The organism is Lysobacter sp. ISL-50 (genome assembly GCF_018612875.1).
Classification (GTDB): domain Bacteria; phylum Pseudomonadota; class Gammaproteobacteria; order Xanthomonadales; family Xanthomonadaceae; genus Lysobacter.
Window position 1 is genome coordinate 1 of sequence record NZ_JAGGRI010000024.1, and the last position, 26,788, is coordinate 26,788.

Sequence of the window (26,788 nt, forward strand, 5' to 3'; positions counted from 1 at the left end):
GCGGGAGCCGCCGCCGGCGCGGCCGGCTTGGCCGCCGGAGCCGGCGCATCGGCCGCGGCGACGTCGTCGGCGCGTTCGTGCAGGCCCTGCAGATAGCTCGACAGCGAGCCGATCTCTTCGTCGCTGAGCTGCTTGGCCACCGTGGCCATGATGTTGAACAGGTGAGGGTCTTTCTGCGTGGTCGTGCCGGCGCGGTATTCCTCCAGGCGACGCTGCGAATAGACCGCCTGCTGGCCGGCGATGTGCGGATAGGCCGGACCCGGATTGCCCGTGCCGCCCGGACCGTGGCAGGCCATGCAGGCCGGGATGCCGCGGGCCTTGTCGCCGCTGCGGAACAGCTGCTCGCCGACTTCGAAGAACTTCTTGTCCTTGTTGGGACCGGCCGCGATCACGGTGTCGTCGGCCACGCCGGCGCCGGACTTCTGCGTGGCGAAGTAGGCGCCCAGGTCGCGCGCGTCCTGCTCGCTGAGCGCGTCGGCGAAGGGCTTCATCGCCGCGGACATGCCGGTATTGCGCTCGCCGGTCTTGAACAGGGCGATCTGGTGGGCGATGTAGCGCTCGCTCTGGCCGGCCAGACGCGGGTACTGCGGATCGGTCGGGTTGCCGTCGAGACCGTGGCAGGCCGCGCAGGTGCCGGCCTTGGTCGCGCCGGCCTTGACGTCGCCCCAGCTGGCCTTGGGCCCGGCGGTGAGCGGCGCGGTCTTTACCGGCTCCTTATCGGGGATCGGCGTGACCGTGGTCTGGGCGAACGCAACGGCGGCGACCGCGAAGGCGGCGAGGCCGACGAGGCTCAGGACGCGGGCTTGGCTCATGTAGCTGGGCTCCGAACTACTGCTGGCTTGCTGTGCAAGGGCTGGCTGGATGACAGTGCGGCCGGCCACCATGGGCGCCGGAACCTCGGAATTATCTTCCGCCGGACCGGATCGGGTCAACGCGGGTTCAGCCGGTCAGGTCGCAGAACGCAAGCATCCGGCCGGGGCATGCGATCCTAAGGGCATGACCAACCACCTTGCCCGCGCCCGTTACCTGTTGTCGGCGCACAACGTAAAACAGCTGCCGCCCGACGGCGGATTCGAGGTCGCCTTCGCCGGCCGCTCCAACGCCGGCAAGTCCAGCGCGCTCAATGCCATGTGCCAGCAGAACGCGCTGGCGCGGGTGTCCAAGACGCCCGGACGCACTCAGCAACTGGTGTTTTTCGACGTCAGCCTGCCGTACCGCGGCCCGGAGCCTGCGCCGGATCCGGACCGGTTCCTGGTCGATCTGCCCGGTTACGGCTACGCCAAGGTGCCGCAGAACCTGCAGGCGCACTGGCAGGCGTTCCTGGACCGGTATTTCCAGACCCGCCAGGCCTTGCGCGGGCTGGTGGTGGTGATGGACATCCGTCATCCGCTCAAGGATTACGACAAGCAGATGCTCGGCTACGCGGTCAGCCGCGACCTGCCGGCGCATGCCTTGCTGACCAAGGCGGACAAGCTCGGCCGCGGCCAGCAACAGCAGACGCTGATGGCGGTGCGCAAGGAACTGCAATCGGCCTATGGCGACACGGTCAGCGTGCAGACCTTCTCCGGTGAGTCCAAGCAGGGCGTGGACGAAGCGCGCGAGAAAGTGATGGGCTGGCTGGGCATGGGCGATGCGCCCGCGTCGGCGCCGAGCGCCCCTGAGCTGGCGCGGGACGAAGACGAGTAAGCCGCGCTCTTGTGGGGGCCGACTTGAGCCCTTGTGGGAGGTCAGCTCTTGTAGGAGGGGCTTCAGCCCCGATGCTTTCCTCTCAGATCGCGGTGAAGCGGCCGGTTGAGATCCGCCAAGCTCTGACCGAAGAGCATCGGGGCTGAAGCCCCTCCCACAAAAGACTTCCCGGCTTCGCCAGGTCTTTGAGGGGTGCGCGGGCCTCGAAATTCGAGTCCCAGGCTTTCGCCGAATGGGCATGGTCAGCTCTTGTGGGAGGGGCTTCAGCCCCGATGCTTTTCTCTCAGATCGCGATGAAGCGCCCCGTTGAGATCCGCCAAGCTCTGACCGAAGAGCATCGGGGCGGAAGCCCCTCCCACAAAAGACCTCCCGGCTTCGCCAAGTCTTAGGGTGTGCGGGCCTCGAAATTCGAGTCCCGGGCTTTCGCCGAATGGGCATGGTTAGCTCTTGTGGGAGGGGCTTCAGCCCCGATGCTTTCCTGTCAGATCGCGGTGAAGCGGCCCGTTGAGATCCGCCGATCTCTGGCCGAAGAGCATCGGGGCTGAAGCCCCTCCCACAAAAGACCTCTTGGCTTCGCCGGGTCTTTGAGGGTGCGGCGGCCTCGAAATTCGAGTCCCGGGCTTTCGCCGAATGGGCATGGTTAGCTCTTGTGGGAGGGGCTTTAGCCCCGATGCTTTCCTCTCAGATCGCGGTGAAGCAGCCCGGCTGAGATCCGCCAAGCTCTGACCGAAGAGCATCGGGGCTGAAGCCCCTCCCACAAAAGCCCCCCACAAAAGCCCTTCCCACAACAGCCCCCGGACCCTTGGCCGCTTTCCCACCGCCGTTCGCGTTACTTCCTGGGTGACCGTCCGCGCGCGCGGGCTTCAGCCAGGAAGCGATACGACATGGACCCGATTTCCGACCCGCAGACCATTCTCGCCGCGGGCGCCTACGGCACCGCGCTGCTGTTCTTCGCCTACGGCGCCTACGCGCTGCTCAAGACCAAGAACGCCGAACAGAACAAGAACGTGCGCTGGTACCTGGGCATCGGCGCGGCGGTGGTGGTGGCGATGATCGGCTTCGACACGCTCAAGAGCTGGCGCAGCGGCGAACGCATCGCCCCCAACGTCTACCTGACGTTCTCGCCGCGCTTCGCCGCGGTGAACCTGCCCGATCCGGTGATCGAATACAGCGGCCAGACCCTGGCGCCGAGCGCGCCGATCAAGGTCGCCGACAACAACAGCAGCATCAACATCTCGGTCGATTCGATCATCGAGAAAGTCAAAGGCCTGCAGCAGAACAACCAGCAATTGCAGAGCGCGCTCGGCAGCGCCGCGCTGGCCAGCCAGCCCAAGGAACTGGCGGAGGAAATCGCCGCCGCCGACAGCGCCGGCCAGGACCCGTGCGCGGGCGGCGGCGACGCGACCTTATGCGGCTGGAAACAATTGTCGAACGGACAACTGGCCAGCGCGCAGGCGACGCTGACTCAGGCGGTGAAGGACGCGCCGCCGAGCGATCCCAAGGCCAAGGCCACCGCGCTCAGCGGCCTGGGCGAAATCTACGTCGGCCAGGGCCGCATCGCCGAAGCCAGGCTGGTGCTCAAGCGTGCCGCCGACCTGGGCAACGCCGGGGCGAAGAAGCGCCTGGATACGCTGGCGACGGCGCCGAGGATCGCGCCGCCGCGGCCGCTGACGCCGATGTTGCAACCGGGCCGGCCGGAACCGCGCGAGCGGCCGGTGCGCGAGTTGCATCGGCCGCCGCAGAACTGAGCCGTGCCGCGTGCGGTCGCGGCCCTTCGGCCGCGCCGCACGTGTTCAACACGGTGTATGCGAACGACGGACCGCGCCGCCGATCACTGCGCCTGTAAAGGCCGCGTAGAACGGATTTCGCCGCGATCGTCGAAGATGCGCACGGTATCCAGCACCCCGTCGCCGTCGCTGTCGATCTCTGCGCCGGTCAGGCGTCCGCCGGTGTAGAGGTTGCGCTTGATCACCCGGCCCTGCGCGTCCAGCCACTGGTCGGTGTGCGGCACGCCGCGCAATGCGGTCTGCTGCAGTTCCGGGGCGCCGTCGCCGTCGTAGTCGGCGCTGCGCTCGACCCACAGGCCGTCGCGATACGTCGTGGTGGTTTCGCGCACGCCGTTGAAATCCTGGTCTTCTTCGGCGGCGGTCGGCAAGCCGCGCGGATCGTACTGGATGACCTGATCGGCGCTGCCGTCGCTGTTGCGGTCGGCCTCGGTGCGGATCAACTGCTGGCCTTCATAGACCAGGCGTTCGTCGGCGACGCCGTCGCCGTTGTAGTCCACGTCCTGTTCGCTCACGCCCGGCTGCATCACCACGCCGGTCGCCAGCGCGCCGAGCAGGGCGCCGATCACCAGGGCGATGACCGTGCTGGCCATGGCGAAGCCGTTGGGCGGCGGCTTGCGCTGATTCAACGGGCGGTAGACGTTCTCGCTTTCGACATGCTCGGGCGTGTCGTCGTCGCCGAAATCGTGGTCGGCCGGCTCGCCTTCGTCGTCGTCCAGCGGCACCGCCGCGGCCCGCCATTCCTCGATGATTTCGCGCGCACGCACGGCCTGTTCGTCGGCGACCTCCACCCGTACCGAACCGCCGACCGGCAGCAGGCCGGCGCCGGCTTCCAGCGCGCCGCCGAACACGAACGATTGAATCCCTTCCTGCGCCAGCAGGCCGCGCACGAGCTGCGCATCCGCCGAATGGGCGGCGTGATAAACGATCTGCACCGATGTTCCCCTGAGCGCGGCCGACGGGCCGGCTCAGGCCAGTATGCCCAAGGCCCCGCGCGCGTGGCGAGCGGGGCGCGGCGGCCTGCGGTCAGGCCTCAGCCGCGGGCACGCGCCGCGTACATGCCGTAGGCCGGCAGGATCAAACGCTGGCCCTGCAGGTGGCCGCAGGGCAGGCCGTGGCCGTCATCGGCGATCCAGTCCGCGCGTTCGCCCAACTCTACCGACGCCTGCGCGTCGCCGAGATTGAACGCCATCAAGATCGCTTCGCTGCCTTCGCCGCGCACGAACGCGATTACCGGCTCGGCGCTGTCGATGAAACCGATCGCGCCGTCGAGCAGCGCGGCATGGCGTTTGCGCCAGCCCAGGAAACGGCGGAAGCCGTTGAGCTTGGAGGCCGGATCGTCCTGCTGGCTGGCGATATCGAGCGCGCGATGACTGGCCGGAATCGGCAGCCACGGCTCGCCGCTGGTGAAGCCGGCGCGCTCGCTGGTGTCCCACGGCAGCGGCGTGCGGCAGCCGTCGCGGCCCTTGAAGGTCGGCCAGAACGCTTTGCCGTACGGGTCCTGCAAGGCGTCGAAAGGCAGCTCGGCCTCGGGCAGGCCCAGTTCCTCGCCCTGGTACACGCACACCGATCCGCGCAGCGAACACACCAGCGCGCTGAGCAGGGTGGCGAAATGCGCCGGCCGCTCGCCGCGGCCCCAGCGCGTGACCACGCGCTGCACGTCGTGATTGGAGATCGCCCAGCACGGCCAGCCTTCGCGCATGGTCGCTTCCAGGCGCTGCACCGTGCCGCGGATGTGCGCGACGCTGTAGTCCTCGGTCAGCAATTCGAAGCTGTAGCCCATGTGCAGGCGGCCGTCGCGGGTGTAGTCGTCCATGGTCGCCAGCGAGTCCTCGGAGGAGATCTCGCCCAGCGCCACCGCGCCCGGATAACGGTCCAGCAGCGCGCGCAGTTCGCCCAGGAACGCGAGGTTCTCCGGCTGCGTGTTGTTGTAGTGGTGATACTGGAACGCGTACGGATTGTCCGGACTGAAGCCGCGGCCGACCCGCTGCGCCGCCGGCTTGGGCGGGTTGTCGCGCAGTTGCGCGTCGTGGAAGCAGAAGTTGATCGCGTCCAGGCGCAGGCCATCGACGCCGCGATCGAGCCAGAAGCGCACGTTGTCCAGCACCGCCGCGCGCACCGCCGGGTTGTGGAAATTCAGATCCGGCTGCGCCGACAGGAAGTTGTGCAGGTAGTACTGCTGCCGGCGCGGTTCCCAGCGCCAGGCGACGCCGCCGAACAGCGACATCCAGTTGTTCGGCGCGGTGCCGTCCTCGCGCGCGTCGGCCCACACGTACCAGTCGGAATACTCGTTGTCGCGGCTCTCGCGGCTGCGCTTGAACCATTCGTGCTCGCTGGAGGTGTGGCTGAGCACCTGGTCGATCATCACCCGCAGGCCCAGCGCGTGCGCCTTGGCCAGCAGCCGGTCGAAGTCGTCGATGTCGCCGAACAACGGATCGACCGCGCGGTAGTCGGCGATGTCGTAGCCGAAGTCGGCCATCGGCGATTTGAAGAACGGCGAGATCCAGATCGCGTCCACGCCCAGGTCGGCGACGTAGCCGAGTTTGTCGATGATGCCGGGCAGGTCGCCCACGCCGTCGCCGTCGAGGTCGCGGAAGCTGCGCGGGTAGATCTGATAGATGACCGCGCCGCGCCACCAAGCGTCGTTGCGGAGCGGATCGCTGGAAATACGGACGGCGGACAAGACGGGCCCCTGATCGATGGCGGCCTGCGTGCTGCACTGCCGCGATGCGAGCCAGCTTACCGCCGCCGCCCCTCGCGGCCCGAGCGTGTGCATACGTATTCACCCGCGAATCGCCAGAAGAAGTGCGACATGAATGCGACTTCATCCCATGAATACGTATGCAGAACCCGCTGCGGACGCGGCGCGTTGCCTAACATGCGCCACAGACCGAAGGCGCACGCCGCCCAGGCAACCGCAGCGCGAGACAGTGCGCGCGGCCGACACACAGCGCTTCTGGAGGGGAGCATGTCGAGATCGAAGCCGGCTTCATCGCAGCATCAATTCAATCGCCACCTGTTGACGGTGGCCCTGGCCTCGCTGGGGCTGTGCGCCTCGTGGGCCGCCTGGAGCGCGGAACTCCCGTCCGCCGCCGACGCGCCCGCGCCGCAGGACGCCGCGCCCGCCGCCGCGCAAGCCGCGCCGCAAAGCGCGGCGCATGAGCTGGACGCGGTCCAGGTCACCGGCAACCGCCGCGTGCAGTCGATCCAGAAATACGCCGGCACCATCCAGTCCTTCAGCGGCGAAGACCTGACCAAGCTCGGCATCAACACCGACTTCCGCAATCTGCAGGCGGTGGTGCCGGGATTGCAGATCACCAAGCAGGAAGGCAAGTACGAAATCTTCCTGCGCGGCATCGGCGCGGCCGATTCGGATTTCTCCTCCGATCCGTCGGTGGCGACCTATTACAACGGCATCTACCTGCCGCGTCCGCGTTCGATCGGGCCGATGTTCTTCGACGTGGACCGCATCGAAGTCAACAAGGGTCCGCAGGGCACGGTGCGCGGCCGTAACGCCACCGGCGGCTCGATCAACGTCATCTCCAAGCGCCCCGAACTGGGCGTGACCAGCGGCGGCCTCAAGATCGGCGCCGGCAACTACGACTTCACCACCGCCGAAGGCGTGCTGAACCTGCCGATCGGCGAGACCTTCGCCCTGCGCGCGGCGCTGTTCGACGAAGAGCGCTCCTCGTACATCAGCAACGGCTATCCCAAGTCGCTGTTCGACGCCGAAGGCCCGAGCGCGCTCGACAATCAGGCCGCGCGCCTGTCGATGCTGTGGGAGCCCAACGACAAGTTCTCCGCCTTCGTGATGCTGGACAAGGTCACCGAGCGCGGCACCGGCGACCCGGGCCTGTTCGCCGAGCGCGGCCTGTCGGCGGGTTACGACATCAAGGATCTGCACGATCCGTTCAAGCAGTATTTCCGCACCCAGGGCAAGACCACCAACGACATCGAAGGCGTCGCCGGCACTTTCACCTATGCCTTCAACGACAAGGTCTCGGTGGAGTTCAACACCTCGTACCGCAAGTACGATTTCTACAACCGCAACGCGTCGCGCGAGTGGCAGCTCGGCCCGGTGTACCCGGGTTCCGAGCGCGAGGCTTATTTCAATCCGGAACGGTTGAAGTGGTACGACACCTTCTATCAGGCGGACAAATCCAGCTCGACCATCAATGAGCTGCGTTTCTTCGGCGACACCGGCCGCCTGATCTGGTCGGCGGGCTTGTTCAACTACGAAGAGAAGTACGACTACGTGTCGTGGGACGTCGGCAACGGCTACTTCGGCGACTGCGACTGGTGGACGCCGGGCACGGTCTGCGGTTATCAGGACGGCCTGGGCGGCGAGAATCGCGGCGACAATTCCAAGGTCGAATCGAACGCGGTCTACGGCGATTTCAGCTTCGCCGCGACCGATTCGCTGCGCGTGATCGGCGGCATCCGCTACACCCGCGACAAGAAGATCGCGCGCGAATCCAACATCAAGTATCAATTCATCGTGCCCGAGGAGCTGTTCCAGCAGTTCACCGGCCAGCCGATCGACACCTCCACCAATCCCTACACCACCGGCCTGATCCTGGGTTCGCCCGGCTTCCGCCTGGCGCCTCCGGGCGACCGCCGCGGCGGCGATCCGAGCATCTGCACCGGCTGGTCGCCGGCCGACCTGCGCTGCGGCCCGGGCGGCAACACGCTCGATTACTTCCTCGGCGGCTTCGACAGCTTCGGCGCCAACGACAACTGGGCGCAGTTCCTGCAGAAGAACCGCGACCAGATCCAGGTGATCGCGCGTTCGGATTTCCCCGGCGGCAAGAGCGAGGACGTCTACAAGGACAGCTACGTCGATTGGCGCGTGGGTTTCGAGTACGACGTCAATCCGCAGGTGATGCTGTACGGCACCGTCTCCACCGGTACGCGTTCGGGCGGCATCAACCGTCCGTTGTCGCTCAACGACGGCAGCGCGCTGGCGCCGAGCTTCGAGCCGGAAGAGCTGACCTCCTACGAGGCCGGCATCAAGGGCGACTATCTGTGGGGCGAAACGCCGATGCGCTTGAACGCGTCGGTGTTCTTCTACGACTACAAGAACAAGGTGTTGCAGAACCTGATCGACGTGCCGGCGCCGACGCCGACCAATCCGAACGCGACCAGCCGTCAGGTGTTCAACGACAACGCCGCCAACGCCAGCGTGCTGGGCCTGGAACTGGAAGGCCGGGTCGGGCTGCCGCACGGCTTCAACCTGGGCTACAACTTCACCTATCTGGACGCGACCTTCGACGATTCGATGGTGCTCGACACCCGCTCTGGCGGCCTGGGCCTGATCGTGCCGCTGGACGGCAACCGCCTGCCCAATACGTCGAAGTACAACGCCAACGTCAGCTTGTCGCAGACCATCGACATCAACCATGGCGCGCTGTCTTCGTTCGATTGGACGATCAACCTGACCTACCGTTCGGATTACTACCTGACCGCGTTCAACAGCCGAGGCTTCGGCCTGGACGCGAACGGCCGGGTGATCGAGATTCCGCTCAAGGACATGCCGTTCAACAACGGCTCCAACCCGGCCGCGGGCGGCGGCCCGGCCAACGGGCTGGCGATGCGCGACGATGTGGACGGGTTCCTGACGGTCAACGTGTCGGCCGGCGTGAACTTCGGCAGCGACAATCAGTTCCGCATCGATGGTTTCGTGTCGAACCTGACCGATGAGGTGTATTCGGGCAAGGGGTTCGTCAACAACGCGACCAATATCCGCTATTTGAATACGCCCCGGATGTATGGGGTGCGGTTCTCGTCGCAGTTCTGAGCGTAGAAGCAGATCCCTCAGCTTGTCTTCCCCCTTTGGAAAAGGGGGGTTGAGGGGGATTTGCTTTTTCGCTCTTGACGCGGTGCAACGGCAAAAGCAAATCCCCCCTAGCCCCCCTTTTTCAAAGGGGGGGCCGTTGCGCAGGGAATGGGAGATCGTCGTAGCCGCTTGTCTTCCCCCTTTGTTGAGAGGGATTGAGGGGGATTCGCTTTTCGGCCCCACCCACCGCGCAACCGCCCTCCATGCCAGTATCGACCCATGACCGATAGCCGCGACTCCGCCGTCCCGCACCGCAAGCCGCAACTGTCGTTCTGGCAGATCTGGAACATGTGCTTCGGCTTCCTCGGCATCCAGTTCGGCTTCGCCCTGCAGAACGCCAACGTCAGCCGCATCTTCCAGACCCTGGGCGCGCCGATCGACGACATCCCGATGCTGTGGATCGCCGCGCCACTGACCGGCTTGATCGTGCAACCCATCGTCGGTTATCTGTCCGACCGCACCTGGACCGGGCTCGGTCGGCGTCGTCCGTATTTCCTCGTCGGCGCCGTGCTGGCCACGCTCGCGCTGCTGGCGATGCCGAATTCGCCCACGCTGTGGATCGCCGCCGGCCTGCTGTGGATGCTCGACGCTTCGATCAATATCTCGATGGAGCCGTTCCGCGCCTTCGTCGGCGACCAACTGCCGCAACAGCAGCGCGCGAGCGGTTACGCGATGCAGAGTTTCTTCATCGGCGTGGGCTCGGTGATCGCGAGTCTGCTGCCGTATGCGCTGGCGCATTTCGGCGTGGGCAACACCGCCGGCCCCGGCGAAGTGCCCGATACCGTGCGCTACGCGTTCTACTTCGGCGGCGCGGTGCTGCTGCTGTCGGTCGGCTGGACGGTGCTGCGCACGCGCGAGTATCCGCCGCAGGAACTGCTCGCCTTCGACGAAGCGCCGGCGACGCCGCCGCGCAACCGCGATCGCGTGCGCTGCCTGCTGCTGGGCGCGTCGTGGATGGTGGTCGGCGGCCTGTGCGCGACCACGATTTCGATGATGGCCCTGGATCGCCAGCTGTACGTGCTGGCCGCGCTGATCGCCGCGTTCGGCCTGGCCTTGCTGCTGCGCGGCGTGGTCCGCGACGGCGGCGGCTTCGCCACGGTGATGGACGATCTGGGCGCGATGCCGCCGACCATGCTGCGCCTGGCGCTGGTGCAGTTCTTCTCGTGGTTCGCCTTGTTCGCGATGTGGATCTACACCACGCCGGCGGTCACGCAACTGCATTACCACAGCAGCGACACCGCCTCGGCGGCGTACAACGAAGGCGCCAACTGGGTCGGGGTGCTGTTCGCGGCCTACAACGGCTTCGCCGCGCTCGCCGCCATCGTGATCCCGCCGATGACGCGGCACTGGGGCCTGCGCCGCAGCCATATGTTCAACGTCGCCCTCGGCGGCGCCGGCCTGATTTCGATCGCGCTGATCCGCGATCCGCAATGGTTGCTGCTGTCGATGCTGGGCGTCGGCTTCGCCTGGGCCTCGATCCTGTCGCTGCCTTACGCGATGCTGTCCGACAGCGTGCCGGCGGCGAAGATGGGCGTGTTCATGGGCATCTTCAATTTCTTCATCGTGATCCCGCAACTGGTCGCGGCCAGTCTGCTCGGGTTCCTGGTCAAGCATGCCTTCGGCGGGCACCCGGCGGCGGCGCTGGTGATCGGCGGCGTCAGTCTGTTCATCGCCGGCCTGTGCGTGCTGTGGGTGCGCGAGCCCGGCGCGGAGGCGCAGGCATGAGGGCTTTGCCTGTCGTCGCCCTCGCGCTGGCGTTGTGCGGTTGCGTGCAGGCGACGCGCGGCACGGTCGCCGATGCAGCAAAGTCGCGCGAGTACTACGGCACGCTGGAACCGATGGCCAGCGACGCGGTGTACTTCGTCGTCACCGATCGCTTCGTCAACGGCGACACCGGCAACGATCATCGCGATCAGGGCGGGCCGAATCCGGCCACGCGCAGCTTCGACCGGCCCGTGCCCGGCGCGCCGAAGGGAGAGAGCGACAACATCGGCTACCTCGGCGGCGATTTCAAAGGCCTGCTCGACAACGCCGATTACATCCGCGATATGGGTTTCGGCGCGGTCTGGCTGACGCCGATCGTGGACAACCCGGATGAAGCCTTCACCGGCGGCGACGCGGTGATCTGGGGCGGCGCGTTCCAGGACCGCGGCAAGACCGGCTATCACGGTTACTGGGGCGTGGATTTCTATCGGCTCGACGAGCATCTGCCCAGCCGCGATCTGGATTTCGCCGGTCTGACCGCGGGTTTGAAGCGGCATGGCTTGAAGACCGTGCTCGACATCGTCGCCAATCACGGCTCGCCGTCGTTCACCATGCCGAAAGATCAGCCCAAGTACGGCGAGATCTATCGCGATGGCGTGCTGGTCGCGGATCATCAGAATCTGCCGCCGGAAAAGCTCGATCCCGCGCACAACCCCTTGCACCGGTTCTTCCATGACGAAAAGGATCTGGTGCAGCTGTCGAACATCGACGACACCCATCCGGCGGTGCTGGATTACTTCGTCGGCGCGTATTCGCAGTGGATCGATCAGGGCGCCGATGCCTTCCGCATCGATACGATCCGGCATATGCCGCCGGCGTTCTGGAAGCAGTTCGCCGATCGCATCCGCGCCAAGCGTCCCGGGTTCTTCATGTTCGGCGAAGCCTTCGACTACAAGGCCGAGAACATCGCGCCGTTCACCTGGGCAAGCAACGGCGGCGTGAGCGTACTCGACTTCCCGTTGAAGCAGCGCATGGCCGAGGTGTTCGGTCGCGGCCGCGGCGACTTCGCGCTGCTGTCCGACCGTCTTTATCTGACCGACGGGCCGTATGCGAATCCGTACGACTTGATGACGTTCTACGACAACCACGACATGCCGCGCCTGGACGCCAGCGACGCAGGCTTCATCGACGCCAACAACTGGCTGTTCACCGCGCGCGGTATTCCGGTGGTCTATTACGGTTCGGAAGTCGGCTTCGAGCGCGGCAAGGCCGAGCACGCGGGCAATCGAAACTACTTCGGCCAGCAGCGCATCGAGGCGGCGCGCGAGCATCCGATCCGCGCTTCGCTCAAGCGCATCGCGAAGGTCCGCGAAGCCACGCAGGCCTTGCAGCGCGGCTTGCAGTTGAACGTGCTGATGCAGGGCGATCGCGCGGCGTTTTATCGGGTCTATGAGCATGGCGGGCAGTCCCAGATCGCGCTGGTGCTGCTTAACAAGGGCGATGCGGCGGCGGGCTTCGAGGTGCGCGAGTACCTGCAGGCCGGGCGCTGGCGCGCGGCGTTGGCTGGCGGCGAGGTTGAAGTCGGCGAGGGCGCTGGCGACGTGCTGAAGGCGACGGTCGCGGCGCATGGGGTCGAGGTGTTCGTGCTGGACGCGCCGGTGGTGCGGAGCGATCTGGTTGCGGCGTTGGATCGGGCGATGGCTCACGCGCGGAAGCGTTGAATTTTCTCGGCGACGGGTTTCCGGCCCAGTCGCCTTCGCTCTCTCAAGTCGTCATTCCCGCGAAGGCGGGAATCCAGAGACTTCAGCGACATCTCCCCAGGCCGTCATTCCCGCGAACGCGGGAATCCAGCGACTTCAAAGGTTCTCGCACGAAAGGCCCTGGATTCCCGCGTTCGCGGGAATGACGGCAGGTGGGCACCTACTCAGCCCCACACGACTTACGCACCACCAACGCCGTAGGCAACCGGATACTTTCCGCCTCTTCCCCCCGCACCAGACGCATCAGCGTATCCACCAGCAACTCCCCGGCCTGCTTGGTGTCCTGAAAAATCGTCGTCAGCGGCGGATGCGCGAACCGCGCCATCGGAATATCGTCGAAGCCGATCACCGACACGTCCTCGGGCACGCGCAGCCCATGTTCGGTCAACGCACGCATCGCCCCGAGCGCGATCAGGTCGCTGGCGGCAAACACCGCATCGAAAGCCACCCCGCGCGAGATCAATTCGCGCGCAGCGTCATGACCGGCGTCTTCGGAGCTTTCCGCATCGACCTGCAAGGCGCGGTCCAGGACCAGACCCGCGCCGGCCAGCGCGCGTTCGCAGCCGATGAAACGGTCGAGGAACTCCGGGTAGTGGCTGGAGGCGTCGCCCAGAAACGCCACGCGCCTGCGGCCCAGCGCGACCAGATGCGACCCGGCCTGATGCCCGCCGCCGATGTTTTCGCAGCCGATCGACAGCCCCGGCTGATCGGGCAGGACCGCGCCCCAGCGGACGAAGCGCGTGCCTTGCTCGACCAGTTTCTGCAGCTTGCCCTGATAGGCGAGGTAATCGCCGTAGCCGAGCAGGATCAGGCCGTCGGCTTTCATGCTGTCTTCGTAGTCGCCGGCCCAGTCGTCGGACAACTGCTGGAACGAGATCAGCAGGTCCTGGCCATGACGCGCGCAGGCGCGGGTGATCGAGCCGAGCATCGACAGGAAGAACGGGTTGATGTGCGACTCGTCCGGCGTCGGGTCTTCGAACAACAGCATCGCCAGGGTGCCCGAGCGCTGGCGGCGCAGACTGGAGGCGTGGCGATCGACCTTGTAGTTGAGCTCGCGCACCACCGCTTCCACGCGCTTGCGGGTTTCGGCGTTGACCAGCGGACTGCCGCTGAGCACGCGCGACACCGTGGCCTGGGACACGCCGGCCAGGTGGGCGATATCGACCGAGGTCGCTTTCGACTTTCTGCGCATGGGGCACTCGGGACTGGGGACTCGGGACTCGGGACTCGTAAAGCGGGGCTTGCGGAAGCAAGGACGGCGCAGTTGACTTTAACCCGAGTCCCGAGTCCCGAGTCCCGAGTCCCCAGTCCCGCTCACCCGTCCAAGCGCGGATCCATCCAACCCCGCAACGCATCCACCGCAACATTGATCGCCACGATCAGCGCGCCGATCACCAGTACCACGCCCAGCACCAGGGTGTAGTCGCGGTTGAGCGCGCCCTGGACGAAGTAGCGGCCCATGCCGGGGATGCCGAAGACCTGTTCGACCACGGCCGAGCCGGTGACGACGTTGATCAGCGCCGGCGACAGCCACGCCACCACCGGCAGCAGCGCCGGCTTGAGCGCGTGCGCGAACAGCAGCCGCGTTTCCGACAGGCCGCGCGAGCGCGCCGCCTGCAAGTACTCGGCCGACAGCACGTCGAGCATCGAGGCGCGGGTCAGCCGCGCGCAGTAGGCGATGTTGGGCAGCGCCAGCGCGATCGCCGGCAGCACCACGTTGTTCCATTCGCCCCAGCCGCCGGCCGGCAGCCAGTGCAGGGTCACCGCGAACAGCAGCACCAGCAGCGGTGCGACCACGAATTTCGGGATCGCCAGGCCCAGGCCGGCGACGAACATCAACAGCCGGTCGGTCCAGCCGCCGGCGCGCAAGGCCGCCCACACGCCGAGGCTCACGCCGAACAACAGCGCCAGCAGCAGGGCGATGCCGCCGTTGAGCGCGGACACCGGCAAGGCGTTGGCAATCAGCTGATTGACCGTGTAGTCCGGATACTGGAACGACGGCCCGAGGTCGCCGCGCAGCGCGTCGCCGAGCCAGCCCAGGTACTGCATCGGCAAGGATTGATCCAGGCGGTACTGCGCGTCGAGCACCGCCTGCACTTCCGGCGGCGCGGCTTTTTCCGTGTCGAACGGCCCGCCCGGCGCCGCGCGCAACAGCGCGAAGCACAGCGTGGCCAGCAGCCACAGGGTGATCGCCGCTTCCAGCAGGCGCGAAGCGAGCAAGCGCGCGAGCGGATGCGCGCGCATCAGACCTGCACGTCGAACAAGCGTCCGACCGCGGTCGCCGCGGCCATCGCCAGCGCGCCCCAGAACGCCACTCGCGACGCGCCGCGCAGCACCGGCGCGCCGCCGGTCCAGGCGGCGAGCGCGCCGGAGATCGACAGCCCGATCAAGGTCGCCGGGATCGCCACCGTTTCGATCCGCCCGACCGGCGCCAGCAGCACCGCGGCGATCGGCAGCACCGCGCCGGTGACGAACGCCGCCGCCGAGGTCAGCGCCGCCTGCACCGGCCGCGCGCGCAAGGTGTCGGTGATGCCCAGTTCGTCGCGCGCGTGGCTGGCCAGCGCGTCGTGCGCGCTGAGCTGGCGCGCGACTTCGCCCGCCAGCTCGGGCGTGAGGCCGCGTTGTTGGTAGATGCGCGCCAGTTCCTGCAGTTCGCTTTGCGGATCGTCGTCGAGTTCGCGCTGTTCCACCGCGATGTCGGCGCGCTCGGTATCGGCCTGCGATTGCACCGAGACATATTCGCCGGCCGCCATCGACATCGCCCCGGCGACGGTGCCGGCGATGCCGCTGGTCAGGATCGCCGCGCTGTCTGCGCCGCTGGCGGCGACGCCGACCACCAGGCCGGCGATCGAGACGATGCCGTCGTTGGCGCCGAGCACCGCCGCGCGCAGCCAGCCGACGCGATCGGAGCGATGCGCCTGCGGGTTGCGGCTGCGCGGCGGCGGCGGGGTCGAAGATGCGGTCATGGCGACAGGCTCAACCAGCGGCTGGCGTGGCGGTCCAAGGCATTGGCCTGGAAGCCGCGCACGCGTTCGGCGACCAGGTGCTTGGAGGTGTAGAAGTACAAGGGAATCGCCGCGTTGTCGTTGAGCAGTCGCTGCTCGGCGGCGCGCAGCCAGGCGTTGCGCGCGGCTTCCGAATGCGCGCCGTCGGCACGGGCCAGGCGCTGGCGATAACCGGCGTCGTCGTAGCCCATCCAGTTCAGCGGGCCGTCGCTGCCGAAGGCGGCGAGGAAATTGCGCGCGTCGGGCAGATCGCCGATCCAGCCGCCGCGAAACACCTGGGTGATCGCGCGCTGCTTGCGGTTCTGCACGAACACCTTCCATTCCTCGTTGCGCAACCGCACCTGCACGCCGAGCGTCTGCCGCCACATCGCTGCGACCGCGAGCGCGAGCCGCCGATGCGGGGTGGAGGTGTTGTAGCGCAGCTCGATCACCAACGGCGTGTCGTCGGAGTAACCGGCATGGCGATACAGCGCGCGCGCATGCTGCTCGCGCTGGGCCTGCGTCAGCGTCGCCCACGGCATCGCCGCGGGCGTGTAGCCGGCGATGCCCGGCGGCACGATGCCGTAGGCCGGGGTTTCGCCCAGGCCGGTGACGTAGCGGGTGAGCTTGTCGCGATCGACCGCCAGCGCCAGCGCGCGGCGCAGCGCCAGCGCCTTGTCCTCGCACGGCGGCGCGGCGCAGGCGCCGTCGCGGAACGGCGGCTTGGTCAGATTGAGGCCGAGCCAGAACGCGCCGACATACGGCGACAGCCGCAACTGCGCGCCGAAGCGCCGGCGCAGCGCGGTCAACGGCTGCGGCGGCACGACTTCGGTGATGTGCAGATCGCCGGCGGCGAAGCGCTGCAGTTCGGCGGCGGCATCCTCGGTGACATGGAAGCGCACGCGTTGTATCGCCACCGAGGCGGCATCGTGGAACCGCGGATTCTTTTCGACCCGCAGATTCGCCTGCGGCGTCCACGCCTGCAGCCGGTAGGCGCCGTTGGACACCAGCCGGCCCGGCTGCGTGTGCTGCGCGCCGTATTGCTTCACCGCCGGCAGATACACCGGGAACGCGATCGGCAAGGTCAGCAGCGCCGGCAGCGAGGCGGCGCGGTTGAGGGTGAACACCACGGTCTGCGCGTCGGGCGCGGCCACGCCCAGGCGCTCGGGCGGCAATCGGCCGGCCTGCACCGCCTGGGCGTTGTCGAGCGCGTCGAACAATTCCCCGAACGGCGCCGCGGTGGCCGGCGCGAACGCGCGGCGGAAGCTGGCCAGGATCTGCGCCGCGTCCAGCGCTTCGCCGTTGCTCCAGCGCAGGCGCTCGCGCAGGCTGAAGGTCCAGGTGCGGCCGTCGGCCGACACCGTCCAGTTACGCGCCATGCCCGGCACCAGCCGCCCTTGCGCGTCCTCGGTGACCAGGCCCTCGTACAGATCCCGCAGGACGTTGCCGCAGGCCACTTCCTGGCAGCGGTGCGCGTCCAGCGTGCTCGGTTCCGGGCCGTTGCCGCGTTCCAATTGCGTGGCGGCCGCCTGCGCAGGCACGGCGGGCGCCACCAGCGCCAGTAGCAGGGCCGAACCATAGCGTTGCAGGACGGACGTTGTTCGGCGCAAGACGGGCTCTACACTGCCTGGGTCTTGCGATTGTAGGCGACCCGCCGCATATCCAGACCCAGAAACCATGTGTACTCACGCAAGGTAGGATTCAGGGCATCGGACCGGCTCCCGTGTGACGGGGCGCCGGTTACGGGCGTTGCGTCGCGCCAAGCGGCCGCGGCCGGGCTCCGGTCCAGTCGATCGATTCAATCAGCGAGGTGGATGTGTCCGGTCCCAGCCAGGTCAAGGATCTAGAGATTCCCGACATCAAGGGCGGCGCGCGCGCCGTGCTTGTCGATTACCTGGCCTCGGGCGCGCGCCCGGAGTCGGATTGGAAGATCGGTACCGAGCACGAGAAGTTCGGCTTCCGCACCGACGATCTGCGTCCGCCCACCTTCGACGGCGAGCGCGGCATCGAGGCCTTGCTGAAGGGCCTGACCCAGTTCGGCTGGGCGCCGGTGGAAGAAAAGGGCCGGGTGATCGCGCTGACCCGCGAGGACGCCTCGGTGTCGCTCGAGCCCGCCGGCCAGTTGGAATTGTCCGGCGCGCCGCTGGCGACCCTGCACGACACCTGCGTGGAAGCGGCCACCCATCTGCGCGAAGTGCGCACCGTCGCCGAGCCGATGGGGCTGGGCTTCCTCGGCATGGGCTTCCAGCCCAAGTGGCGCCGCGACGAAATGCCGTGGATGCCCAAGGGCCGCTACAAGATCATGCGCGAGTACATGCCCAAGGTCGGCGACCTCGGCCTGGACATGATGACCCGCACCAGCACCGTGCAGGTCAATCTGGACGTGCGCGATGAAGCGGACATGGTGAAGAAATTCCGCGTCTCGCTGGCCTTGCAGCCGATCGCGACGGCGCTGTTCGCCGATTCGCCGTTCACCGAAGGCAAGCCGAACGGCTACATGTCGTACCGCTCGCACATCTGGACCGACACCGACGCCGACCGCACCGGCCTGCTCGACTTCGTGTTCGAAGACGGCTTCGGTTACGAGCGCTATGTCGATTACCTGCTCGACGTGCCGATGTACTTCGTCTACCGCGACGGCGAATACATCGACGCCGCCGGCCAGTCGTTCCGCGATTATCTCGACGGCAAACTGCCGGCATATCCGAACCAGCGCCCGACCTTGAAGGACTGGGCCGATCACACCACCACCGCGTTCCCGGAAGTGCGCTTGAAGAAGTACCTGGAAATGCGCGGCGCCGACTCGGGCCCGTGGAACCGGATCTGCGCGCTGTCGGCGTTCTGGGTCGGCCTGTTGTACGACGCGGATGCGCTGGATGCGGCCTGGGACCTGGTGCTGGACTTCAATCCGGCCGAACGCCACGCTTTGCGCGACGGCGTGCCCAGGCACGGATTCCAGCTGCCGTTCCGCGACGGCAAGGTGCTGGACCTGGCGCGCCGCGCGCTGGAGATTTCCGCGCACGGCTTGAAGCGCCGCGCGCGCTTGAACCACAACGGCGCCGATGAGTCGATCTATCTGGAACCGTTGACCGAGTTCGTGGCGATGGGCAAGAGCCCGGCCGAGCGCAAGCTCGAACTGTTCCACGGGGCTTGGGGTGGGAGCGTGGACCCGGTGTTCAAGGAATTTGCGTACTGATTGGTGGGGGGCGGGAAAAGCAAATCCTCCCCAACCCTCCTTTTTCAAAGGAGGGAGCGCATGCGCGGTGAGCGTGAGAGCAAGCCGCGGTGCCCTCAGCAAAACCTGCTGCATCCTCTCAGAAAAACTGGCTGTTCCCCTCAAACCAACTTAGCCCTGGCCCCGCTACGCAGCGCCACCACCGCGCCGGCGATAATCAAAGCCGCGCCGATCAAGGTCGAAGCGCGCGCCGCGTGGTCGAACAACAACCAATCCAGCGCAGCGCTGACCGGCACCGCCACGTACATCAACGGCGCCAGCGTCGAAGCATTGTCCATGCCGCGATAAGCCAGATCGCGCAGCGACTGACTGCCCAGGCTGCACGCGGCCATGCCGATCAAGGCCAACGTCAGCACCCACGGCGGCTCGACCGCGAACGGTTGCGCCGGCAGATGCGTCAGTCCGAACAGCGCCAACGGCAATCCGACCAGCGACGCCTGCAGATACAACTTGAACTGATTGCGAAACGGCGGCTGATGCTGGGCGCTGCGATAGAACAGCACCTGCGAGGCTGCCATCGCGAAGCCGCCGAACAGCGACACTAGCGCATTGCCGTCGAGGCCGCGCGCATCCGGGCGCAGCACCGCCAGCACGCCGAGGAAGCCGACGATCAGGCCGCCGATCGCCGCCGGACGCAGGCGTTCGCCCAGCCACAGCCACGCGATCAGCGGAATGAACAAGGGCCCGGTGTTGTAGAGCAGCACCGCGTGCAGCAGGTCGCCGCGCATCGCCGCGAGCACGAAGCAGCCCTGCGAGACGATCACGCATACCGCCCGCACCCAGCCCGGGCGATCGGCCAGCGACCACACCGCGCGCCAGTCCTCGCGCCGCGCCAGCGCGATCAGCACCAGGCCCGGAATCATGAAACGCAGCCAGGTCACCAGCTCCGGCGGCAGACCGCGGGTGTAGCGGCTGAGCAGGCCGAGCAGGGCCAGGCAGGTCGAGGCGGCGGCCATGAGGCCGGCGCGAAGGGCCAAGGGACGGGACGGCGACAGGACAACCGGGGAAATGATCGGGGCGGCAGGCATGTGGTAAATATATTCCCGCCAAAAATACATAAAAATCTGGAATTACTGGATTAGTGGTAAGTAAAAATGACCACAGATGCCTCCTCGCCCCGCCGCCTGCCGCCGCTGCGCGCCCTGCAGGCCTTCGCCGCCGTCGTGCGTTACGACGGCATGCGCCGCGCCGCCGAGCGCATGCACCTCAGCCACGCCGCGCTGAGCCAGCACGTGCAGCACCTGGAGGAAGCCTTCGGTCTGCGCCTGCTCGATCGCAGCGGCGGCCGCGCGCGGCCGACCCCGCTGGGACGCGAGTACGGCGAGGCGTTGATCGCCGGCTTCGAACAGATCGAGGCGGCGACCGCGCGCTTGCGCCTGCGCGGCGACGAAAGCCGGCGGCTGGTGCTGGGCGCGCCGACCAGCCTCAGCGTCAGCCTGCTGTTGCCGCGCATCGACGAATTCTCCGCCCAGGCCGGCTTCGACCTGCAACTGTTCTGCCCGGCCTCCGCGCCGGATCTGGCGCAGGCGCGCGTGCATGCGCTGCTGATGCACGGCGATCCGCGCGCGCAGGGATTGCAGGGCGAGTTGCTGTTCGAACAGGCGCTGGTGCCGGTGGCTTCGCCCGAGCTGATCGCGCGGATGGATTCGCAACGCTGGTGGCAGGAACCGGCGCCCGGCGTGCGCGTGCTGCACGTGGTCAGCGAGGGTTGGCGTCAGGATTGGCCGGCGTGGTTCGGCGACGACCTCGCCGCGTGGCCGCTGCCGCAACTGAGCCTGTCTTCGCCGATGCCGGCGATCAGCGCGGCGCTGGCCGGGCAGGGCATCGCGCTGCTGTATCCGCGATTGATCGCCGAGCGTCTGGCCAGCGGCGAATTGCGGGTGCTGGCTTCGCCGCGGCCGGGACCGGTGAAGCGCCTGTATCTGGCGTGGTTGCCCGAAGCCGGCGGCGGCGCGCGGCTGGGATGGGTGCGCGATTGGCTGTCGGGGTTGTTGCGCGGTGAGGCTTCGGGCTGAGCCTGTGGGTGGTTATGCGGCGATCGGAGCGGAAAGCATCGGGGCTGAAGCCCCTCCCACAACAGATTTCATAACCACGCGAGCTTTTGTGGGAGGGGCTTCAGCCCCGATGCTTTTCTCTCAGCCCACCGCGCCCTCACACCGTCTGCATGCGCTTAACCAACTCCTTGAGCTGATCCAACTCCGGCTTATGCATCTTGCGCGCATACGCCGGCAGCCGCTTCGCCTTGGCCAGCGCCTGCTCGCACAACTCGCGCGCGCGCCCCAGTTCGCCCCAGCCGATCAGGCATTCGGCATAGCGCACATGCGGCTGAAACCCGCTGCTATAGCCGACCAGGGTTTCGAATTCTTCCTTCGCCTTGGCCTGGTCGCCCAGCGCCGCGACCGCGCGCGCATAGGTCAGATGGCCTTCGGGCGAGCGGAAATCCGCATGCTTGGCGATCAGCTCATCCAACGTCTGCCGCGCCTGCGCGGCATCGCCGGCTTCGAGCAGCGCATGAGCGAGCTTGACCTGCAGATGCGGATCGTCGCGATGCACGCCGCTGAGCGCGGCGCGGTACATCGGCAGCGCCTCGCCGGCGCGGCCGGCGGCCAGCAGCGCATCGGCCAGACGCATGCGGTTGTCGGTGGTGGCCGAGGTGTCGTAGGCGTCCTGGGCCTCGCGCAGCTCGCGGCCCGGGTCCAGCATCCGCCGCACATTGCCGACCAGGGCGCGGCCGTGCTGGGTGTGGCGCTGCTCGGGCAGCCAGATGGCGAAGGCGTAGACCACGCTGCCGAGCAGCGGAAACATGAAGAGAATCATCAACCAGTAGCGATCCTGTCCGCTGCGCACCGCGTGCACGGCGAAACACAGCGCGACCAGGACGTGCAATCCCAGGCCCAGATACGGCATGACGCGTTCCTTGCGAGATGGGGAGGCGGAAACGGGCGACAGTGTCACGGTTTGGCGACGCTAGCGCCAGGGGGCGATGTTTTTGTAGGAGGGGCTTCAGCCCCGATGCTTTTCGCTCAGATCGCCGCGCCGGATCGAAAAGCATCGGGGCTGAAGCCCCTCCACAGAAGCTGCCGGCGAATCGGATTGAAGGCCTCAACAAACTCGTTTCAGCTGTAACCAAGCCGATGCAAGCAACATGCTGCAATGCACAAGCCACTGAGATAGCCTTGGCCGAATGAACGTCATGAACGACACCAGCGACGAACCCCTGCGCGCGATCGACTTCGCCTCCACCGACGCGCTGCTGCGCGACGACGTCAAGATGCTCGGCGCGCTGGTCGGCGAGATCCTCGCCGAGCAACGCGGCGACGGCTTTCTCGACGATGTCGAACGCCTGCGCCGCGCCGCCATCCGCCGCCGCGAAGCGCAAGCGCCGATCGCCGCGCTGGCCGATGCGCTGGCCGATATCGACCTGGATCAGGCCAGCGATCTGGTGCGCGCGTTCGCGACGTATTTCCAGGCGGTCAATCTGGCCGAACGCGTGCACCGCATCCGCCGCCGCCGCGACTACGAGCGCCGCGGCGCCGATCCCCAGCCCGGCGGGCTGCGCGATGCGATCGGCACGCTCGCGCGCCTGGGCGTCAGCGCGGAGGAAGTCGCCGCCCTGCTGCCGCGGCTGCGGATCGAGCCGGTGTTCACCGCGCATCCAACCGAAGCGGTGCGACGCGCGCTGCTCGAAAAAGAAAGAACCATCGTCGGCTGCTTGGTCGCCGACATCGACCGCGGCCGCACCCCGCCCGAACGCCGCGCCGACCGCGAGCGCATCCGCCTCGCCCTGACCGCGAGCTGGCAGACCGCCGAAGCGCCCGCGGCCAAGCCCAGCGTCGCGGATGAGTTCGAGCACGTCGGCTTCTATCTGTCCGACGTGCTCTACCGGGTGCTGCCGGTCTATTACGAAATGTTCGAAGAGGCGCTGGGCGAAACCTACGGCGCCGCCGCCGCGCTGCCCGACGTGCTCGGCTTCGGCACCTGGGTCGGCGGCGACATGGACGGCAATCCCAACGTCGGCGCCGACACCATCGCCGCGACCCTGGCCGGACAACGCGCGCTGGTGCTCAACGCCTATCGCCGCGATCTGGCTTCGATGGCCGAACTGCTGAGCCAGTCGGTCACCCGCGTGCGCGTGGACGACGCGGTGCTGGCGCGGGTCGAGGACTATCGCTACCAACTGCCGAAGGCCGCCGCGCTGCTCAAGCCGCGTCACGCCGACATGCCATATCGCAACCTGCTCGGGTTGATGGCCGCGCGCCTGCAGGCGACCAGCGACGAAAGCGTGCACGGCTATCCCGATGCCGCCGCGTTCCTGGCCGACATCGTGCTGATCGAGCGCAGTCTGGCCGCGAATCAGGGCGAACACGGCGGCGGCTTCGCGGTGCGGCGTCTGCGCCGTCGCGCGGAGTGCTTCGGTTTCCATCTGGCCAGCCTCGACCTGCGCCAGGATTCGGGCACGCACGACGCCGCGCTCGCCGCGCTGCTGGATCTGCCGCAATGGGAATCGATGGACGTGGCCGCGCGCGCCGCGCGCCTGCACGAACTGCTCGACGGCGAGGCGCCGCCGGCGCGCGCCGCCGCGGCCGCCGCGCAACCGACGCTCGATGTGTTCCGCGCCGTCGCCCGTCTGCGGCCGCGCTACGGCGAGCGCGCGTTCGGGCCGTACATCGTCAGCATGAGCCGCAGCGCCGCCGACGCGTTGGCGGTGCTGGCGCTGGCCAAGACCGCCGGCTGCCTCGACGGTAGCGGCCGCGTGCCGCTGGACGTGGCGCCGCTGTTCGAAACCGTCGATGACCTGGACGCGGCCGCCGACACCTTGCGCGCCTTGTTCGCCGACCCGATGTACCGCGCGCATCTGCGCGCGCGCGGCGATCGCCAGGTGGTCATGCTCGGTTATTCCGACAGCGCCAAGGACGGCGGCATGGTCGCCTCGCGCTGGGCGCTGCAGCAGACCCAGATCGCGCTGACCGCGCTGGCCCACGACAGCGGCGTGCGCATCGCCTTCTTCCACGGCCGCGGCGGTTCGATCAGCCGCGGCGGCGGCAAGACCGAGCGCGCGGTGATCGCCGCGCCGCGCGGCTCGGTCGATGGCTATCTGCGCCTGACCGAGCAGGGCGAAGTCATCCATCGCAAATACGGCATCCGCGCGCTGGCGTTGCGCAATCTGGAGCAGACCACCGGCGCGGTATTGCGCGCGACCCTGCGGCCGCGTCCGCCGGAACCGCGCGAAGCCGGTTGGCGGAGCATCGCCGGCGATCTGGCCGGCACCGCGCGCGCTCACTACCGCGCGCTGGTGCACGAGGACGCGGCGTTCCCGGCGTATTTCCGCGCGGCCACGCCGATCGACGTGATCGAGCGGCTGCGGATCGGCTCGCGTCCGGCCAAGCGCGCCGGCGCCGGCGATATTTCTTCGTTACGCGCGATTCCGTGGGTGTTCGCCTGGTCGCAGAACCGCGCCGGGCTGACCGCGTGGTACGGCGTCGGCACCGGCCTGGCCCAGGCGCTGGACCGGCACGGCCGCGAGACGCTGGCCGAAATGGCGCGCGACTGGCCGTTCTTCGGCACCTTGATCGACGATCTGGAAATGGTCCTGGCCAAGTCCGATCCGGCGATCTTCGAGCGTTACTCGATGCTCGCCGCCGATCTGGCCGAGGGCGATCTGCATGCGCGCTTCCATCCGGGCATCGCGGAGGAGTTCGAACGCACGCGGCGCGCGGTGCTGACGATCAAGGGCAGCGATGAATTGCTGGCCGGCGATCATCGCTTGCGGCAGTCGATTCGCTTGCGCAACCCGTATGTCGATCCGATCAGTCTGTTGCAGGTCGATCTGCTCGCGCGCTGGCGCGCGGCGGGACGGCAGGAGGATGCGTTGTTGCAGGCGCTGGTGGCTACGGTGAATGGGATCGCGGCTGGGGTGCAGAATACGGGGTGAGGGGTTTGGCACCTGCGGGGTTGGAAACGGCGCGCTTTTTTAAGCGCGCCGTTTTTTTTGGAGCAAGAGCAAATCCCCCCTGGCCCCCCTTTTTCAAAGGGGGGAACCCGGTCTGGGGGAGGCGTCGAGGCGGGCACCGCCAACCGGTGCCCCCTTTGAAAAAGGGGGCAAGCGCCCCGCGCAGCACGAAGCCTGAGCATCCCCCAGCGCGGGGGATTTGCCCCGCACTCGCCAGCCCCCCGATCCATATCCTGATACTATCCCCCAGTATCCAGCGCCCGCCGCCGACACCGTCCAAGGCCGCCGACATGCCGCATTCCCCCGCCGAGAAAAAAATCGTCCTCACCCGCGTGCGCCGCATCAAGGGCCAGACCGAAGCCCTGGAGCGCGCGCTGGAGCAAGGCAGCGAATGCGCGGCCGTGCTGCAGCAGATCGCCGCGATCCGCGGCGCGATCAACGGGCTGATGGCGCAAGTGCTCGAAAGCCATATCCGCGAAGAACTCGGGCAGGCGGTGGCTTCGCAAAAACATCGCAGCGCCAGCATCGACGAAGTCGCCGCGCTGGTGCGTTCGTACCTCAAATGAAATCGCCGCGCGCATCAAAGGGCGGCGCGGCGATTCACCGTTAACCGCGGCATGCGCCGCGTTCGCATTCCTTCCCGCCACACGGGACGCCACCGCAGGAGAGTTTCACCATGAGCAGCCGGGTCATCAAAAGCCGCGCCGCCGTCGCCTTCGCCGCCGGCCAGCCTTTGCAGATCGTCGAGATCGATGTCGAACCGCCGCGCGCGGGCGAAGTCCTGGTGCGCATCGCCGCGACCGGCGTATGCCACACCGACGCGTTCACCCTCAGCGGCGACGATCCCGAAGGCCTGTTTCCGGCCGTGCTGGGTCACGAAGGCGGCGGTGTCGTGGTCGAAGTCGGCGAAGGCGTCAGCAGCGTCAAGCCCGGCGATCACGTGATCCCGCTGTACACGGCCGAATGCCGCAAATGCAAGTTCTGCCTGTCGGGCAAGACCAACCTCTGCCAGGCCGTGCGCGCTACGCAAGGTAAGGGGCTAATGCCCGACGGCAGCTCGCGTTTCAGTTACCAGGGCCAGCCGATCCATCACTACATGGGTTGCAGCACCTTCAGCGAATACACGGTGGTCGCCGAAGTGTCGCTGGCTGTGGTCAATCCCGAGGCGCCGCTGGAGAAAGTCTGTCTGCTCGGTTGCGGCGTCACCACCGGCATCGGCGCGGTGCACAACACCGCGAAAGTGCAGCCCGGCGATACCGTCGCGGTGTTCGGCCTGGGCGGCATCGGCCTGGCGGTGATCCAGGGCGCGGTGCAGGCCAAGGCCGGGCGCATCATCGGCGTGGATACCAACGCGGGCAAGTTCGAACTGGCCAAGGCGATGGGCGCGACGGACTGCGTGAATCCGAAGGATCACGATCGCCCGATCCAGGACGTGCTGGTGGAGATGACCGACGGCGGCGTGGATTTCAGTTTCGAATGCATCGGCAACGTCAACGTGATGCGTTCGGCGCTGGAGTGCTGCCACAAGGGCTGGGGCGAGTCGGTGATCATCGGCGTGGCCGGCGCGGGGCAGGAGATCAGCACGCGTCCGTTCCAGCTGGTGACCGGCCGCGTCTGGCGCGGCTCGGCGTTCGGCGGCGTCAAGGGCCGCACGCAGTTGCCGGGGATGGTCGAGCAGGCGATGAAGGGCGAGATCGATCTCGATCCGTTCATCACCCATACGCTGCCGCTGGAGCGGATCAACGAAGCCTTCGATCTGATGCACGAGGGCAAGTCGATTCGTACCGTGATTCATTACTGATCGAGATCGGATGGAGCATTGGCGGATGAAGAACATCCAGGTCGTCGA

19 protein-coding genes are annotated in these 26,788 nt (G+C 67.4%); 10 read left to right on the forward strand and 9 right to left on the reverse strand.

The features are described 5' to 3' along the window. On the reverse strand, window positions 1-812 hold an 812-nt coding region (locus J7J50_RS14820; protein ID WP_215097509.1), incomplete at its 3' end, for a c-type cytochrome. A 184-nt stretch (window positions 813-996) separates the two neighbouring features. On the opposite strand from J7J50_RS14820, the gene yihA reads away from it, so the two are divergent. Both yihA and J7J50_RS14830 read left to right on the forward strand, forming a co-directional pair. Then, the gene (gene yihA, locus J7J50_RS14825; RefSeq protein ID WP_215056857.1) at window positions 997-1,686 is read left to right on the forward strand and encodes a ribosome biogenesis GTP-binding protein YihA/YsxC; all 690 of its coding nucleotides are present in this window, start codon (window positions 997-999) and stop codon (window positions 1,684-1,686) included. 884 nt (window positions 1,687-2,570) lie between these two features. Next, complete coding sequence (locus J7J50_RS14830; RefSeq protein ID WP_215056856.1) at window positions 2,571-3,434, forward strand: tetratricopeptide repeat protein; 864 nt, start codon at window positions 2,571-2,573, stop codon at window positions 3,432-3,434. Between the two features lie 83 nt (window positions 3,435-3,517). Here J7J50_RS14830 and J7J50_RS14835 read toward each other — a convergent pair whose 3' ends face one another. Further along, window positions 3,518-4,405: a DUF2007 domain-containing protein gene (locus tag J7J50_RS14835; RefSeq protein ID WP_215056855.1), complete on the reverse strand. Its 888-nt coding sequence runs from the start codon at window positions 4,403-4,405 to the stop codon at window positions 3,518-3,520. A gap of 98 nt (window positions 4,406-4,503) precedes the next feature. Next, window positions 4,504-6,153, reverse strand: coding sequence for an alpha-amylase family glycosyl hydrolase (locus J7J50_RS14840; RefSeq protein ID WP_251044155.1), 1,650 nt, complete (start codon window positions 6,151-6,153; stop codon window positions 4,504-4,506). Window positions 6,154-6,438: 285 nt separating this feature from the next. On the opposite strand from J7J50_RS14840, the gene J7J50_RS14845 reads away from it, so the two are divergent. The 3 genes from J7J50_RS14845 to J7J50_RS14855 all read left to right on the forward strand — a co-directional run bounded on the left by J7J50_RS14845 (window position 6,439) and on the right by J7J50_RS14855 (window position 12,731). Beyond that, on the forward strand, window positions 6,439-9,267 hold the full coding sequence (locus J7J50_RS14845) for a TonB-dependent receptor (protein WP_215056853.1): 2,829 nt from the start codon (window positions 6,439-6,441) through the stop codon (window positions 9,265-9,267). Window positions 9,268-9,525: 258 nt separating this feature from the next. Continuing rightward, a complete protein-coding gene (locus J7J50_RS14850; RefSeq protein WP_215056852.1) occupies window positions 9,526-11,031 on the forward strand; it encodes an MFS transporter in 1,506 nt (501 codons plus the stop codon). Then, window positions 11,028-12,731, forward strand: a complete 1,704-nt coding sequence (locus J7J50_RS14855; protein WP_215056851.1) for an alpha-amylase family glycosyl hydrolase — start codon at window positions 11,028-11,030, stop codon at window positions 12,729-12,731. Before J7J50_RS14850 ends, J7J50_RS14855 begins: the two co-directional genes overlap by 4 nt. A 199-nt stretch (window positions 12,732-12,930) precedes the next feature. Here J7J50_RS14855 and J7J50_RS14860 read toward each other — a convergent pair whose 3' ends face one another. From J7J50_RS14860 to J7J50_RS14875, 4 genes are all read right to left on the reverse strand, one after another. Then, window positions 12,931-13,962, reverse strand: a complete 1,032-nt coding sequence (locus J7J50_RS14860) for a LacI family DNA-binding transcriptional regulator (RefSeq protein ID WP_215056850.1) — start codon at window positions 13,960-13,962, stop codon at window positions 12,931-12,933. Between the two features lie 122 nt (window positions 13,963-14,084). Further along, window positions 14,085-15,014: an ABC transporter permease subunit gene (locus J7J50_RS14865; RefSeq protein WP_215056849.1), complete on the reverse strand. Its 930-nt coding sequence runs from the start codon at window positions 15,012-15,014 to the stop codon at window positions 14,085-14,087. Continuing rightward, window positions 15,014-15,736 (reverse strand): VIT family protein, encoded by a 723-nt coding sequence (locus J7J50_RS14870; protein WP_215056848.1) that lies wholly within the window; start codon window positions 15,734-15,736, stop codon window positions 15,014-15,016. Before J7J50_RS14870 ends, J7J50_RS14865 begins: the two co-directional genes overlap by 1 nt. Continuing rightward, window positions 15,733-17,364, reverse strand: coding sequence for a peptide ABC transporter substrate-binding protein (locus J7J50_RS14875; RefSeq protein ID WP_215056847.1), 1,632 nt, complete (start codon window positions 17,362-17,364; stop codon window positions 15,733-15,735). Before J7J50_RS14875 ends, J7J50_RS14870 begins: the two co-directional genes overlap by 4 nt. Window positions 17,365-17,603: 239 nt before the next feature. On the opposite strand from J7J50_RS14875, the gene J7J50_RS14880 reads away from it, so the two are divergent. Further along, window positions 17,604-18,950 (forward strand): glutamate--cysteine ligase, encoded by a 1,347-nt coding sequence (locus J7J50_RS14880; RefSeq protein ID WP_215056870.1) that lies wholly within the window; start codon window positions 17,604-17,606, stop codon window positions 18,948-18,950. Between the two features lie 140 nt (window positions 18,951-19,090). On the opposite strand, the gene J7J50_RS14885 is transcribed toward J7J50_RS14880, so the two are convergent. Continuing rightward, the gene (locus J7J50_RS14885) at window positions 19,091-19,945 is read right to left on the reverse strand and encodes a DMT family transporter (RefSeq protein WP_215056846.1); all 855 of its coding nucleotides are present in this window, start codon (window positions 19,943-19,945) and stop codon (window positions 19,091-19,093) included. A gap of 138 nt (window positions 19,946-20,083) precedes the next feature. On the opposite strand from J7J50_RS14885, the gene J7J50_RS14890 reads away from it, so the two are divergent. Continuing rightward, window positions 20,084-21,004, forward strand: a complete 921-nt coding sequence (locus tag J7J50_RS14890; RefSeq protein WP_215056845.1) for a LysR family transcriptional regulator — start codon at window positions 20,084-20,086, stop codon at window positions 21,002-21,004. A gap of 136 nt (window positions 21,005-21,140) precedes the next feature. On the opposite strand, the gene J7J50_RS14895 is transcribed toward J7J50_RS14890, so the two are convergent. After that, window positions 21,141-21,896, reverse strand: coding sequence for a tetratricopeptide repeat protein (locus tag J7J50_RS14895; protein WP_215056844.1), 756 nt, complete (start codon window positions 21,894-21,896; stop codon window positions 21,141-21,143). A gap of 286 nt (window positions 21,897-22,182) precedes the next feature. On the opposite strand from J7J50_RS14895, the gene ppc reads away from it, so the two are divergent. The 3 genes from ppc to J7J50_RS14910 all read left to right on the forward strand — a co-directional run bounded on the left by ppc (window position 22,183) and on the right by J7J50_RS14910 (window position 26,740). Continuing rightward, on the forward strand, window positions 22,183-24,921 hold the full coding sequence (gene ppc, locus J7J50_RS14900; RefSeq protein WP_215056843.1) for a phosphoenolpyruvate carboxylase: 2,739 nt from the start codon (window positions 22,183-22,185) through the stop codon (window positions 24,919-24,921). 308 nt (window positions 24,922-25,229) lie between these two features. Beyond that, a complete protein-coding gene (gene frmR, locus J7J50_RS14905) occupies window positions 25,230-25,505 on the forward strand; it encodes a formaldehyde-responsive transcriptional repressor FrmR (protein WP_215056842.1) in 276 nt (91 codons plus the stop codon). Between the two features lie 125 nt (window positions 25,506-25,630). Then, the gene (locus J7J50_RS14910) at window positions 25,631-26,740 is read left to right on the forward strand and encodes an S-(hydroxymethyl)glutathione dehydrogenase/class III alcohol dehydrogenase (RefSeq protein WP_215056869.1); all 1,110 of its coding nucleotides are present in this window, start codon (window positions 25,631-25,633) and stop codon (window positions 26,738-26,740) included. Window positions 26,741-26,788 lie beyond the last annotated feature (48 nt).